General features: G+C 40.7%; 12 protein-coding genes. 7 read left to right on the top strand and 5 right to left on the bottom strand.

Annotation, left to right across the window (positions count from 1 at the left end; all coding sequences use genetic code 11):
• Window positions 1–177: 177 nt before the first annotated feature.
• On the bottom strand, window positions 178–2,445 hold the full coding sequence (gene helD, locus AC0VZ9_RS06600; RefSeq protein ID WP_009331523.1) for an RNA polymerase recycling motor HelD: 2,268 nt from the start codon (window positions 2,443–2,445) through the stop codon (window positions 178–180).
• 392 nt (window positions 2,446–2,837) lie between these two features.
• Here helD and AC0VZ9_RS06595 point away from each other — a divergent pair, with 392 nt between their 5' ends.
• The 4 genes from AC0VZ9_RS06595 to AC0VZ9_RS06580 all read left to right on the top strand — a co-directional run bounded on the left by AC0VZ9_RS06595 (window position 2,838) and on the right by AC0VZ9_RS06580 (window position 5,686).
• Entirely contained in the window at window positions 2,838–3,101 is a 264-nt protein-coding gene (locus AC0VZ9_RS06595) for a CD3324 family protein (RefSeq protein ID WP_009331524.1), read from the top strand.
• A 138-nt stretch (window positions 3,102–3,239) separates the two neighbouring features.
• Window positions 3,240–3,878, top strand: a complete 639-nt coding sequence (locus AC0VZ9_RS06590; protein WP_475397153.1) for a FusB/FusC family EF-G-binding protein — start codon at window positions 3,240–3,242, stop codon at window positions 3,876–3,878.
• A gap of 179 nt (window positions 3,879–4,057) precedes the next feature.
• The gene (locus AC0VZ9_RS06585) at window positions 4,058–4,675 is read left to right on the top strand and encodes a DUF47 domain-containing protein (protein ID WP_009331529.1); all 618 of its coding nucleotides are present in this window, start codon (window positions 4,058–4,060) and stop codon (window positions 4,673–4,675) included.
• 12 nt (window positions 4,676–4,687) lie between these two features.
• Window positions 4,688–5,686, top strand: coding sequence for an inorganic phosphate transporter (locus AC0VZ9_RS06580; RefSeq protein ID WP_009331531.1), 999 nt, complete (start codon window positions 4,688–4,690; stop codon window positions 5,684–5,686).
• A 37-nt stretch (window positions 5,687–5,723) separates the two neighbouring features.
• On the opposite strand, the gene AC0VZ9_RS06575 is transcribed toward AC0VZ9_RS06580, so the two are convergent.
• Both AC0VZ9_RS06575 and AC0VZ9_RS06570 read right to left on the bottom strand, forming a co-directional pair.
• Window positions 5,724–6,383, bottom strand: coding sequence for an HAD family hydrolase (locus tag AC0VZ9_RS06575; RefSeq protein WP_475397152.1), 660 nt, complete (start codon window positions 6,381–6,383; stop codon window positions 5,724–5,726).
• A gap of 84 nt (window positions 6,384–6,467) precedes the next feature.
• On the bottom strand, window positions 6,468–8,138 hold the full coding sequence (locus AC0VZ9_RS06570; RefSeq protein WP_251263651.1) for a M20 family metallopeptidase: 1,671 nt from the start codon (window positions 8,136–8,138) through the stop codon (window positions 6,468–6,470).
• A 279-nt stretch (window positions 8,139–8,417) separates the two neighbouring features.
• On the opposite strand from AC0VZ9_RS06570, the gene AC0VZ9_RS06565 reads away from it, so the two are divergent.
• The gene (locus AC0VZ9_RS06565) at window positions 8,418–9,719 is read left to right on the top strand and encodes an NCS2 family permease (RefSeq protein ID WP_009331536.1); all 1,302 of its coding nucleotides are present in this window, start codon (window positions 8,418–8,420) and stop codon (window positions 9,717–9,719) included.
• A 135-nt stretch (window positions 9,720–9,854) separates the two neighbouring features.
• A complete protein-coding gene (locus AC0VZ9_RS06560; RefSeq protein ID WP_009331538.1) occupies window positions 9,855–10,436 on the top strand; it encodes a YitT family protein in 582 nt (193 codons plus the stop codon).
• 41 nt (window positions 10,437–10,477) lie between these two features.
• Here the strand turns inward: AC0VZ9_RS06560 and AC0VZ9_RS06555 are convergent, their stop codons facing one another.
• Together AC0VZ9_RS06555 and proC are read right to left on the bottom strand one after the other, a co-directional pair.
• Window positions 10,478–11,866 (bottom strand): L-cystine transporter, encoded by a 1,389-nt coding sequence (locus tag AC0VZ9_RS06555; RefSeq protein WP_009331540.1) that lies wholly within the window; start codon window positions 11,864–11,866, stop codon window positions 10,478–10,480.
• Between the two features lie 219 nt (window positions 11,867–12,085).
• Window positions 12,086–12,901 (bottom strand): pyrroline-5-carboxylate reductase, encoded by an 816-nt coding sequence (gene proC, locus AC0VZ9_RS06550; RefSeq protein WP_009331542.1) that lies wholly within the window; start codon window positions 12,899–12,901, stop codon window positions 12,086–12,088.
• A gap of 132 nt (window positions 12,902–13,033) precedes the next feature.
• Here proC and AC0VZ9_RS06545 point away from each other — a divergent pair, with 132 nt between their 5' ends.
• On the top strand, window positions 13,034–13,639 hold the full coding sequence (locus tag AC0VZ9_RS06545; protein WP_009331544.1) for a DNA-3-methyladenine glycosylase: 606 nt from the start codon (window positions 13,034–13,036) through the stop codon (window positions 13,637–13,639).
• Window positions 13,640–13,694 lie beyond the last annotated feature (55 nt).

The raw sequence follows: 13,694 nt of genomic DNA, 5'->3' as shown, positions 1-13,694 counted from the left end.
AACGGCATATGCCGGGATTGTGATATCGCTATTTTTCGTCACACCTTCTTATGTAAGATTGATTTTCCCGGTGAAAAAATGTCCTAAACAATGGACAAAAAATACTTTTTGAAGCTCTCCGAAACAATTGAATTTAGGCCAAAAAAAAGCAGCCCGAAAAATCAGCTGCTAAAAGTTTTAACCAATAATAAAATTGTTTCTTTCCATTCCATAGAAATATAACCGGTGCAGAGGCCTTGTCATAGCGACATAAAGAAGCTTAATATCCAATTCAGACTTTATAGAAAATTCTTCCTCAAGCGACAGAATTATGACCCCGTCAAATTCCAGACCCTTTGCCAAATAGGAGGGGACGATGACGATTTCATCCTTTGGTATGCTTTCCTGCTCCTGCAGCAGTTTAAAAGGGAGCTTGGCATGCTTTTTAAAAAGGCCATGAATGAGCAGACAGTCTTTCATCGTTTTCCCGATCACCGCAAATGTTTTATAATCTTCTTTTTTCAATGAAATTACCTGTTCCTCAAGCTGCTGTACAAGCCTGTGGCCATTCTCTCTCTTGATAAATTCAGGACTTTTCCCATGGCGGACAACCGGCTCGACTTCAGGGAATGAATAGGGGAGAAGCTTGAGCAATTCATTCGCCTTTTCCATGATTTCCACGGTGGTACGATAGCTTTTCTGAAGCTCTGTATATGTTGCACGAGGAAAAATAAAGTCAAGAACCTCCTGCCAGCTTGTTAGTCCCCTGTAGGAATGAATTCCTTGTGCAAGATCCCCCACTAATGTGAACATATCCGTATCAAGTGACTTTTTTAAAGAGAGGAGCTCCATGAAACTGTAATCCTGTGCTTCATCAATGACGATATTTTTTGCCTTCAGCTCTTTAGGGATGCCAAAAAGGCTTTCCTGCAAGTAAAGCATTAAAGCTAAGTCTTCTCTCTCATAAACCTTTTTCCTGAACAATTTCCTGCAGTACTCACATAGCAGATCTGCATCTTTTAGAGGCAATTTCCCGCCTGACAATCTTGAAAGACGGTTGGAGTCTTCAAACAGGTCTTTATAATAACGGATAAGGCTTTTTTTCGGAAATTGCTTCATGTATTTTGGCACAGCAGTTCTGAAGCTTTTCTTTAATTCTTCCAGCCTGGCAGCTTTTTTATCAAGCGCATCTGAAACATACTGTCTTCTTTTTTCCGGGTCTTTCCCTCTGTTAAGGGCCCTTTCAATTCTCTCGTCATAATACGTTTCAATTTTCTTTATGATATTTTTCTTTTTCTTAGCAAGATCGTTTTGAAGCACAGCCTTTAATTTTTCGAGCCTTCGATAAAGAGGCAGATAATTGTAATCCTCCAAAAAAAGCTGGAAGAATTTCTTATGGCTGAACAGCCTGAATTTATCTACCATAAAATCATCACTGGGGCAGAAGCTATTATAAATTTCTTTTAGGTAATTGGTGAGGATTGTCTGAAAAACGGGCGATCCTTTAATGGATGATGCCCAGGCTGCAAGGTTTACTTCTTCACTGCCATGGTCTTCAAGCAAGTTCACCAATTTACTGTCATCAGCCATTTTAAGATCCTCACCAAGACATGCCAGCACATATTCCTGGAAGGTAGTCTGGCGGACTCTTTCTACCCCAAGCTCAGGAAGAGCTTCTGAAATATAATCAATGAATAGCCTGCTTGGTGCCAGAATCATAAGCTGTTCAGGTGCAAAATTTTCTTTGTACTGATAAATGAAATAGCTAATCCTGTGCAGGGCAATTGTTGTTTTTCCGCTTCCTGCTGCCCCCTGAACAATGATGGGCTTATTCAAATCAGCACGTATTATTTTATTCTGTTCTTCCTGTATGGTTGAAATAATTTCTGTGAGGCGGTTGCTTGAGCTTTTAGACAGTGATTCCTGAAGCAATTCATCTGTAGTCGTGAGGTCTATATCCCGGATCTCATCCAGAATCCCATCTTCAATCATATATTGCCGTTTCAATGACAGATGGCCCGTAAAGCTTTCTTCATAGGAATGATATTGAACCTCTCCCAGCCTGCCTTCATAGTATAAATTGGCTATCGGAGAACGCCAGTCAACGATAATCTGCTCCTGATTCTCCCTTGAATACAATGAAGTTTTGCCTATGTATAAGATCTCTTTTTCATTTAAATCTTCTCTTAAGAAATCAATTCTGGCGAAATATGGCTTTTTCCGGGCTTTTTTCAATTGTTTTAATTCATCTTTGGACATTTCAAAGAAACGGGCATTTGTCAATAAAGAAGAGTAACTTAAACTGGATTCAAGCCAATCAACGTCTTCAAAAGCTTCTTTCATATTTTCCTGGAACTTATCTTTGCTGGATTCTGACGTTTTAATTACGACATCAATATAACGTTTCGTAAATTCCAGCCGCTGAGTCTCCTGCTGAAAATCGGGGTGTTCAAATTCAGATGGCATATGTTTCTCCTTTCAATTGTTTTTCAGCCGCAATGGAGAAATACATATGAGCATACGCGTGGGCAGAAAAATATATTATCAGAAAAATCTGCAAGAATCAAGGGATGATAAAGACAAATTTGTTTTTGTCGAATTAGGGTGTTAAATGCATTGGCAATCATGTTAATTTATAATATAGAAAAACACTCTTTAGGAGGTGATGAAAGTGGCCATTGCAGTTGCAATGCCTGATAATGCAGCGTCTCATGCAAAGCCTGATATTGGTGGCGATACTTTGCATGAGGCGGTAATAGACTAATTTATTATCGCCCATTCAGCTAAAACCATTTCTGATATCGGCTTTGCACCTTATTCATTTTTTATTAACAAAAATCAATAAGGAGCTGGCAGAAATGAGTTATGTAAAAGCGAATGCCGTTTTACCGGAGACTTTGATAGCAGAAATTCAAAAATACGTTCAGGGTGAGGCAATTTATATCCCCAAGCCTGAAAAGGACTACCAAAAATGGGGCTCACGCTCTGGAGCGAGAAAAGCCCTGGATGAAAGGAACCATTCTATTAAAGGCGCCTTCCAAAACGGCAAAACAATCTCTCAATTGGCGGAAGAATATTTTCTTTCAGTTGAAACAATCAAAAAAATAGTTTATAAAAAGTAAATATTCGCACTGAACCTTGTTCAGTGCTTTTCATATGCCAAGTTCATTTCCTAATCGTTTTATACATTTACATTTTTATGTAATTCTTTTAAAGTGAAGGTGATATATAAAGGTGCTGTAGGTATAGGAGTGTGTATAATGGAACCTTTCATCAGGAATGATCAATATAATTTTATTAAATATCAGACGCAGGTGCTAATTAATGGCCATGCATCTGTCAATGATACAGGAGTGCTGAATGCACTGAAATCTCTTTCTGCTGAGAAGGTATTGGGCCTTTTTGAAGAACTTAGCGAGGAACAGAGACAGCTTCTTTTACCGGTCAGTGATATAAAAGAAAGAGATCAGGCTGATGCCTTTTTGGAACAAATAAAGGAATACGTAATACCGTTTGCATCATTGACGGAACAATCCATCAAAAAGCTGTTCCCTAAAGCAAAAAAATTAAAGATACCAGCACTTGAAGATATCGATTTCAGGGAAATAAGCTACTTAGGATGGGACGACAAAGGCACAAACAGGAAGTATATGATCAGCCTTATGGATGGCAAACTGACTGGCATATATGGAACATTTAAACCGCTGGGCAAAAAAGGGATCTGTGCCATCTGCAACAAATTCGAAGAAACAGGCATGTTCTTAACTGAAACCAAGGGTACTCAGCTGGGTACCTATACAAAAAAAGGGAATTACATTTGCCAGGACAGCCAGAAATGCAATGAGAATTTAAATTCACTGGAAAAGCTTCATGATTTTATCGGAAGGCTTAAAGGATAGATGAATATCTCCATAATTAAGACACCGCCTTATTTGGCGGTGTCTTCTTTCATCTCTTCGTTTATTCTCATTAAACTGGGGAATATTACTGTAATAAAAAAAACTATCATATTTTGTCGATTTCGTATAAAATAATTACGTTTGATTGAATTTTTCCTAAAATAATTGGGGGTAAAAAAATGGTTTTTAAGAAGAAGGACAAGTTTAACACATTGTTAAGCAATATTTCAGTGAATTTAAAAGATAGTGCAATTTACTTTGCCGACTATAAAATTAACAATGTCAGTGATTTAAAAACCTTTTCAAAAACAATGAAGGATTATGAAACAAAAGGCGATTCCTATGTGCATGAAGTCATTAAGGAATTAAATAACGCTTTTATTACACCGATTGAAAGAGAAGATATCCTCCACCTCGCTATGAGCATGGATGATGTGCTCGATGGTTTTGAAGAATGTGCTGATTTATTTGAAATGTATTCCATGACACAAGCTGATGAGTTTATGCTGAAGTTTGTGGATGCAATTAAGAATTGTGCAATTGAAATTGAAAAATGCGTGGAACTTCTTTCAACTAAGAAATTACTGCAGATCAGGGAGCATGCAATCAAAATTAAAGATTACGAATCCAAATGTGATGGAGTCCGCCGTCAATCAATCAAGCATCTTTTTGCTACTGAAAAAGATCCTATCCGGATTATTCAGTATAAAGAAATTTATGAAACTCTGGAAGATATTGCTGACAGCTGCCAGAATGTCGCCAATACGCTTGAAACCATCATCATGAAAAATGCTTAAGGGGCGATTACAATGGATGCAGTATTTATTATTACAATCTTAATTGTCATTGGAGCTCTGGCATTTGATTTTATCAATGGATTTCATGATACGGCAAACGCAATAGCTACCTCTGTCTCCACTAAGGCTCTTAAACCAAGGCATGCCATCCTATTGGCTGCCGTCATGAACTTTGTTGGTGCCATGACATTTACTGGGGTGGCCAAAACCATAACAAAGGATATAGTGGACCCATTTACTTTGCAGAATGGTTCACTTGTCATTCTGGCCGCTTTAGTTGCTGCGATATTCTGGAACCTGCTGACTTGGTATTATGGCATCCCTAGCAGCTCTTCCCATGCGATCATAGGGTCGATTGCCGGTGCTGCGATTGCGGCAGCTGGATTTTCAGCTTTAAATTATCAGGGATTTTTAAAAATCCTTCAAGCACTTATCTTTTCGCCGTTAATTGCCTTTGCAGTCGGTTTTATCGTTTACAGCATATTCAAGATTGTCTTTAAACACAACAACCTTACAAAAACAAACCGGAACTTCAGGCTGTTTCAAATTTTCACAGCCGCTCTGCAATCATATACACATGGAACAAATGACGCGCAAAAAGCTATGGGTATTATTACAATGGCGCTTATCGCAAACAACTATGTCACTTCAACTGATATTCCATTTTGGGTACAGTTTTCCTGTGCATTAGCTATGGGTCTTGGGACTTCCATCGGAGGCTGGAAAATTATCAAAACGGTCGGTGGAAAAATCATGAAAATCCGGCCGATAAATGGAGTGGCAGCAGATTTAACAGGTGCAATGATCATTTTTGGCGCAACATTTATCCACTTGCCAGTCAGTACTACTCATGTTATCTCCTCTTCCATCCTGGGTGTAGGTTCTGCCCACAGGCTTAAAGGAGTAAAATGGGGAACAGCCCAGAGAATGCTTATTACATGGGTAATCACCTTGCCGATATCGGCAACTTTAGCTGGCCTTGTTTATTTAATTTTGAATGCCATTTTCTAATATAAATAAAAGGAGCTGGCTTAGCCCGCTCCTTTTATTAACTCTCGCCTTGCCCCATTATCAGTTCATCAATAGGTATCTCAGAAAAAGCCTTATACCTCATAACCTTTTCATGGAAGGAAAGAAAGTGCGTAACATCATTTGGAACAGCCGCACAGTGCATTCCTGCCTGAACAGCTGCGATTGATCCATTTACGGAATCTTCAATGGCCAGACTTTCTTCAGGCTCGACGCCCATTTCTTCAAGTGCTTTTATGTAAAGAGCCGGGTCAGGCTTTACTTTTTCAACATCTTCTTTTGTTTTGATAGTTTGAAAATGACCCTCAATTCCAAAATGGTCTAAATAATGCTTAACCCATTCCCTGCCAGAGCTGGATGCGACTCCAAGCTTAAGGCCTTTTTCAATGCACTTTTCTATTAGGTCCTGAATCCCTTCCCTCAGAATTAAAATATCCCTCTGAATCTGGAATGCTTTTTCTGTTTTCTCCTGAACAGATTCACGATTAATTTGAATACCTAATTTACTGTCAATATAATTAAATAGAATATCATCTGTAGTGCCAATCCCCTTCGCAAAATCCTCCAGCCCAAGCTCAAATCCATAATCTTCTGACAGGATTTGTTTAAAAACCTCATACCATAAAGATTCTGTGTCTACAATGGTTCCATCAAAATCAAAAATTACAGCCTTTATCATTCTGCCACCGCCTCCTGAATTCTTTCCCCTTACATTAGACGTTACTGCTATATTAAAGTTACTATTTTTGAAGCAAGCCGGGAACTAGCTTCCCGGCTTTTGAAGTATTCTTCTTGTAACCTTTCGGATAATCTCAGGCAAAACTTCAAAAGTATATGGTTTATAGACCCGTTCAGTCCACTTATGGCCAGCCTTCCCATAAACTCCAAGGTTAATGACAGGAATATTTAAATCCCTCATTGCCTTTAATGGAATTGGAAAAAGGTTTTTTATGGCAGGAAAGTTCTTTTTAAGAGATTGTATATCTTCATCCGAGCCGTCAAAAGACAGGAAGCTTCCATCAGATAAGTAGGGAAAATATTTGCGGACCTTGAATGCCTCACCTGTTTTCTTAGCCTCTTCAGCAAGCACTTCCTCCAGGCAATCTTTCAAAAAGACCCCTCTTTCTGTATTCACATCAACTGTGTTGGCAGGAAGAAAAGGTGTTCCATAAAATAAAACCACTCTAGGTTTCTTTTCAGGGTCTGATTGGTGCAAAGCTTCTACAATATCAAAGGCAATCATTCTGGCATCGGTTTCTTTAAGAGAACTTTGCTTCCTCGCTTCTTCCATAACACTCACTGTATCTATGCCCTTCTGTTCAAGATATACAAGAAAATCATCTAGAGCCGTGACTTCTGTTCCCCAGTCCAGCTGTCTTTCCGGCAGCTTATTTACAGTCCGAAAATCTTTATAGGCACCTTTCAGCCGGTGCTCTACTGCGATGGCTGCATCTTCGGCAATCATCCCAAGTTCTTTCGAAAGCTGCTTCAGCGGTTTTTCATAGAAAAAGTAATTGAAGTAAACTCGGCAGCCGACAGCCGTCTGAACGTCATAGCGTTTTTTATCATCTCTCATATATAAACAGCTTGGAGGAAGCACCAGCTCTCCTTCAAGCTTCTCAGTCAGCTGAAAATTCTGGCTTATACGGGCAGTCAGCTCTGCAGCAATTAATGTTGGATCAATCCCTGCCAGACTTTCGCCTGCATGGGTCTCCCTTCCGAAAATGGAGAAACACGGCAAGATTTTTCCTGCTGTACCGGTGTATATATACTTTGTCGTGTCCCCATCATACAATGGCGAGATAAAATCATTATTAATTGCAGCCAAGTATTCCAGGCCCATTTTTTCTTTCAGCCTTAGCAATTCGGCTAGGGCGGCTCTGCTTCCTTTATGCTCGCCCTCTTCATCAGCATTGAACATGACGAGCAAATTGCCATTCAATTCGTCGGGATTTTCCGAGAAAAACAGAAGATTGGCCAGATGGACAGCAATTCCGCTCTGCATATCCAATGCCCCTCTGCCAAAAAGCCACTCCTCAGACAGGGCATCTTCCTGCACTTCCGGATCAGAGCCATATTGTACAAAGAACTCCTGGAGCTTATCCGGATCATGGGCCATGCCCTGAATCGGGCCAAAATCCTCCGTGCCGACCGTGTCTAAATGCGCCAGATATAGAATAGTCCTTTTGCCTCCGGAACGCCCCTTGAGGAAAGCAAACACATTCTTGCGGCCCAATTCATCACCAGGTATTTCCTGAGTCCATACTAAATTATCATTATCATTAAAAGATGGATACGAATGTATTATTTCTTTTAGAAAGTCAGCTTTATGCCTTTCTCCATCTGAATGGTTGTAGCTCTTCATCTTCACAAGGGCCTTTGTTAAATATTCGGCCTGCTGACTCAAGTTCATTGATTTAAGATTTGCAAACATAGGCCAACCCCATTTCGTCATCGTTTGACACTAGTGTATAAGCATAATCCATTAATAATCAACCATTTGTATATAATGGCTGTTTCACGGAAAGCAAGTTTCCGTATCGAAGCTTTTTTCTTTATATAAGGATGAAACCGCCAATATATAGAATAATAAAATTAAGGTCTTGAAATCTAAACCAAAAACGAATATTATATTATTTGTGCTTTCTAAACGTTCGTATTTATTGATAACACATACAACCTGAAAGAAGTTTTAGTTTATGGGGGACTTTATATGTTCAAACTGAAAGAAAATCAAACAAACGTAAAGACCGAAATTCTGGCAGGCATCACCACTTTCCTGACTATGGTGTATATTGTGGTCGTTAATCCTGTCATATTATCTGATGCAGGTGTACCTTTTGAGCAAGTCTTTTCTGCAACCATTATCGCAACCGTTGCAGGTACTCTTTGGATGGCACTGTTCGCCAATTATCCGATTGCCATCGCACCTGGAATGGGCCTGAACGCCTATTTTGCCTACTCCGTAGTCGGCACACATGGAAATATTGATTACATGACAGCATTCTCAGCAGTATTTATTGCAGGGATTATTTTCATTATATTGTCGCTTACCCCTTTCCGGGAAAAACTGATCATTGCGATACCAGATAATTTAAAGCACGGAATTACTGCCGGAATCGGCTTATTTATTGCATTTATCGGCTTGCGGCTAACAGGGCTGATTACAAGCCACCCAACAAATCTTGTTGCACTAGGGGATTTGCATTCTCCCCAATCCATTCTTGCTCTGGTCGGCCTTGCTGTGACTTTAATCCTCATGACTCTCGGGATTAATGGGGCTTTATTTTTCGGAATGATTCTCACAGCTCTGATAGCCTTCTTTACCGGCCAGCTCTCTTTTGACCAAGGATTTGTTTCACTGCCTTCGCTTCCGGATGGAATCATCATTTTAAATCCATTCGAAGCAATTGGAGATATTATCCAGCATAGTTTATACGCAGTAGTTTTCTCCTTTCTGCTTGTAACGATTTTTGATACGACTGGAACGATGATCGGCGTTGCCCAGCAGGCGGGATTAATGAAAGGCAAAACGATGCCTAGAGCTCGTGAGGCGCTTTTGTCAGATTCCATTGCTACTTCAATCGGCGCCATGTTTGGTACAAGCCCGACTTCAGCTTATATTGAATCTTCCACAGGTGTGTCAGCCGGCGGAAGAACAGGATTAACAACCTTGACTGTTGCAGGTTTGTTCCTGCTATCAGCTTTCTTCGGACCGCTTGTCAGTGCGGTGTCAGGTCTTGCCGCTATTACTGCACCAGCCCTGATTATCGTTGGAAGCCTGATGATGGGCAGCATTTCACATATTAAGTGGAATGAACTTGATGAAGCATTCCCTGCATTCCTGATCATCTTAAGCATGCCGCTGACATCCAGCATTGCAACAGGAATTGCGCTTGGATTCATCGCTTATCCGCTTATGAAAGTGGTAAAAGGCAAATGGAGAGAAGTTCATCCGCTGGTTTATTTATTTGCAGTGCTATTCTTTTATCAGCTTGCTTTCCTGCCGCACTAAAAAGAAAAGCGGAAGCGCCTTATAACAAAAGCTTGTCCAAATCGGACAAGCTTTTTTGTTTTTTACCGCTTCTATTTAATACCTGACCATTCATATTCTATAAGTATACAATTGGACAAGTTAGGGTGATAGCTTATGTATGAAAAGCTGTTTGCAACTTTAATGGGAAGTTTATTATTAGGCATAGGCATTAACGGCTTCCTTGTCCCCCACCATTTGCTTGATGGGGGCATTATTGGCATAGGGCTGATCCTCCATTATTATTACGAGCTTCCCACTGGATTAAGTATGATTGTCTTAAGCATTCCATTATATGTACTTGCCTGGTTTTATGAGAAGAAATATTTTTTCTATAGTCTGCACGGCCTCCTGATTTCATCCTTCATTATTGATTTGCTTTCTGCTATGCGAGGACATTTTAATCTTTCCATATTGCCCAGCTCGATTTTAGGCGGCTGCCTGGTTGGTTTTGGGATAGGCCTTATGCTCCGCTATGAAACCAGCACAGGGGGAACAGACCTGCTGGCACAGCTAATGACAAAGCTCCTCCCTATTAATATCGGCGCTTTGATATTTGCAATTGATGGATTGGTCATTTTAAGCGGTTTAAAAATTGTCGGTATTGAAAAATTCCTGTACTCGTTTTTAACCATCATATTTGTAGGCGCCATGACATCGTTAACAGTTATAAGAAAAGAGCAGAATATCGTTAAATGAAAAAAGCGACAGGTGCCCGGCACCTGTCGCTTTTCTTATGCTTATGCTTCTGCTTCTATTTTTTCATTCATGTCGCTATAAAGATTTCCATCAATTTCACCGGTGATACGGCTCGTTAAGATGCCGGAGGTCATGGATCCGCTGACGTTAACAGCTGTGCGTCCCATGTCTATCAGCGGTTCAATTGAGATCAGCAAGCCGGCCAGTGCAACTGGCAGGTCAAGGGCAGATAATACCAGGATCGCTGCGAACGTCGCACCGCCGCCGACCCCTGCCACACCAAAGGAGCTGATCGCTACAATGAGAATGACGGTAAAAATAAATCCTGGTGACAGCGGGTTAATGCCTACAGTCGGAGCAATCATTACCGCCAGCATTGCCGGATAGATTCCAGCACATCCATTTTGGCCGATGGAAAGACCAAATGACCCTGCAAAGTTGGCAATTCCTTCAGGAACACCCAGTGACTTTTGTGTTTTAATGTTCAATGGCAATGCACCGGCACTTGTTCTAGATGTAAAGGCAAATGTTAATACAGGAAATGCTTTTTTCATATAGGTAATTGGATTTAAACCGCTCAATGTTAAAAGCAGCAGGTGAATCAGGAACATAATGGCAAGTGCCACATAAGAAGCTATAACAAATTTCCCTAAGTTTAAAATGGAGTCGAAATCACTCATGGCCACTGTTTTCGTCATGATGGCCAACACTCCGTACGGAGTCAAGCGCAGAATTAATGTTACAACACGCATAATAATTGCATAGAACGCATCCACAATTTTTGCGAAAAGCTCAGCCTGCTCGGGTGATTTCCGTCTGACACCCAGGTATGCAATTCCTAAAAAGGCTGCAAATATTACAACTGAAATGGTGGATGTAGGTCTTGCTCCTGTAAAATCAAGAAATGGGTTTGCCGGAAGAAGATCAAGCATCTGCTGTGGGAATGTTCTTCCTTCAATACCCTGATAGGTTTCTTCCAGCTGTTCGCCGCGGGCTGTCTCTGCATCGCCTCCGCTGATTTGGACTGCCTCCAAGTCGAAACCGACAGCTGTTGCAATCCCTATAGCGGCAGCAACTGCAGTTGTACCTACAAGCAGACCAAGGATAAGCACACTGATTTTCCCTATATTATTTGTTAATTTAAGCTTAGTAAAAGCTCCTAAAATGGAAATGAAGACTAATGGCATTACGATCATTTGCAGGAATTTGACATAACCCCCGCCTATTAAATTGAACCAGTCTGCAGATTTGGCAATGATCTCAGCACCCGGTCCGTAAATCAGCTGAAGGGCGAAACCAAACAAAATCCCTAATCCAAGCGCTGTAAACACACGCTTTGAGAATGAAATATGCTTTTTTTGCATAAAGAATAATACGCCTACAAGCAGAAGCATAATGGCAATATTTAAAACTAATAGTCCTGTACTCATCGGACTGAATCCTCCCCAAAAGATGTTCTCATAATGACTTACTATAATACATGTATTCCTATGAGTCAAGTCGGAATTAAAATTTAAATTTTCTTATTATATATTCCATTCTGCCATGAAATGTTCAGTATTTTTCCTTTTGATTTGCACCTAAATTTCACGAACCATTAGATAACCCGGCAGTTGTATAACTGCCGGGTTTAGGATAATAAATCTTGTTTAATTGTTTTTCCCTGAAAGAGCCTTTGTTTTTTCAAAACATTGATCCATTGCACTCATTACCGCTGCACGGAACCCTTTTCTCTCCAGCTCGGCAACTGCTTCAATCGTTGCCCCACCTGGAGTACAGACCTCATCCTTTAATTCCGCTGGATGCAGACCTGTTTCCAGCACCATCTTGGCAGCCCCCAAAACAGCCTGTGCTGCGAGCTGATAAGACTGTTCACGGGGCAATCCTGCTTTTACACCGCCATCTGCCAATGCTTCAATGAACATATAGACGTAAGCTGGAGAAGAACCGCTTATAGCAGGAATCGCATCCATCATCTTTTCTTCCATAAAAGCTGCTCTTCCAATGCATGAAAATATTTTTTCCACTTCCTCCATATCATCTGGAGATACTGATTCATTAGCTGAAAGGACGCTCATTCCTTCTCCTACTAATGATGGCGTATTAGGCATGATTCGAATTGCTCTAACTTTCCGGCCAAATGACTGTTCCAGAAAGGTTAGACTAATGCCGGCCGCAATGGTTATAATGATGGCATCGGAACGGACGCTATCTTTAATCTCATCAATAACTTCCCCATGTGCATCAGGCTCAATAGCCAAAAACACTATATCCGCTTCTTCCGCTGCTCCAATATTGGAAAGGCGTGTTTGTATATTCCACCTGCTTTTTACATCGTCAAGCGTCTTCTCCGTTCTTGCTGAAGCAATAATCTGGCTTGGATTTACCAGATTGGATTTGAGTATTCCTCCAATTATGGCCTGAGCCATTTTTCCACATCCGATAAAACCGATATTTTTATTCATCAATGCCCACATCCTGTATAGTATTTCCCTTTGCTATTATACTGCAGGTATGGTTATGAAAAAATAGCAGAGGGTAAAAACATAAGACACGATGCTGCAACACTAATAACATACTGTTTGGAGAGATTGATCTTGAAAGATATAAAACCATATGCCCCACTGCCAGAAGACTTCTTTCAGCAGCCGACACTACTATTGGCGGAAGCACTGCTGGGCTGCTTATTGATCAAAGAAACGGAAGAGGGCATCGCCTCAGGCTATATCGTTGAGACAGAAGCATATATGGGCCCGGAAGACAGGGCAGCTCACAGCTTTGGGAACAGGAGAACAAAGCGGACCGAAATCATGTTCAATGAACCCGGATTTGTCTACACGTATGTGATGCATACCCATTGTTTGGTTAATGTTGTGAGCGGCCCAAAGGAAAAGCCTGAAGCTGTATTGATCAGGGGAATTGAACCTGTAGACGGCCTTGATTTAATGAAGAAAAGACGAAAAATGGATGATCTTAAGAACCTAACTAATGGACCTGGTAAATTAACCAAAGCTCTCAATATTACAATAGATGATTATGGGCGGCGTTTTACAAGCCCTCCTCTTATGATTGCTAAAGGAATTCCTCCCGGGAAAGTCACACGCGGAAAACGAATCGGAATTGATAATTCCGGTGATGCGCGGAATTATCCCTGGAGATTTTGGATTGCTGAAAATCCTTATGTTTCACGGAACAGGAAGTAAGAGGAAGGAAGAAATTAATAAACAGCAAACCGGAAAAACTCTTCAAAAGAAGAGA

Source organism: Cytobacillus sp. QJM3NY_8 (assembly GCF_056173585.1).
Note: the sequence above shows the minus strand (reverse complement) of the source record. Positions and strands in the feature narration are given on the sequence as shown.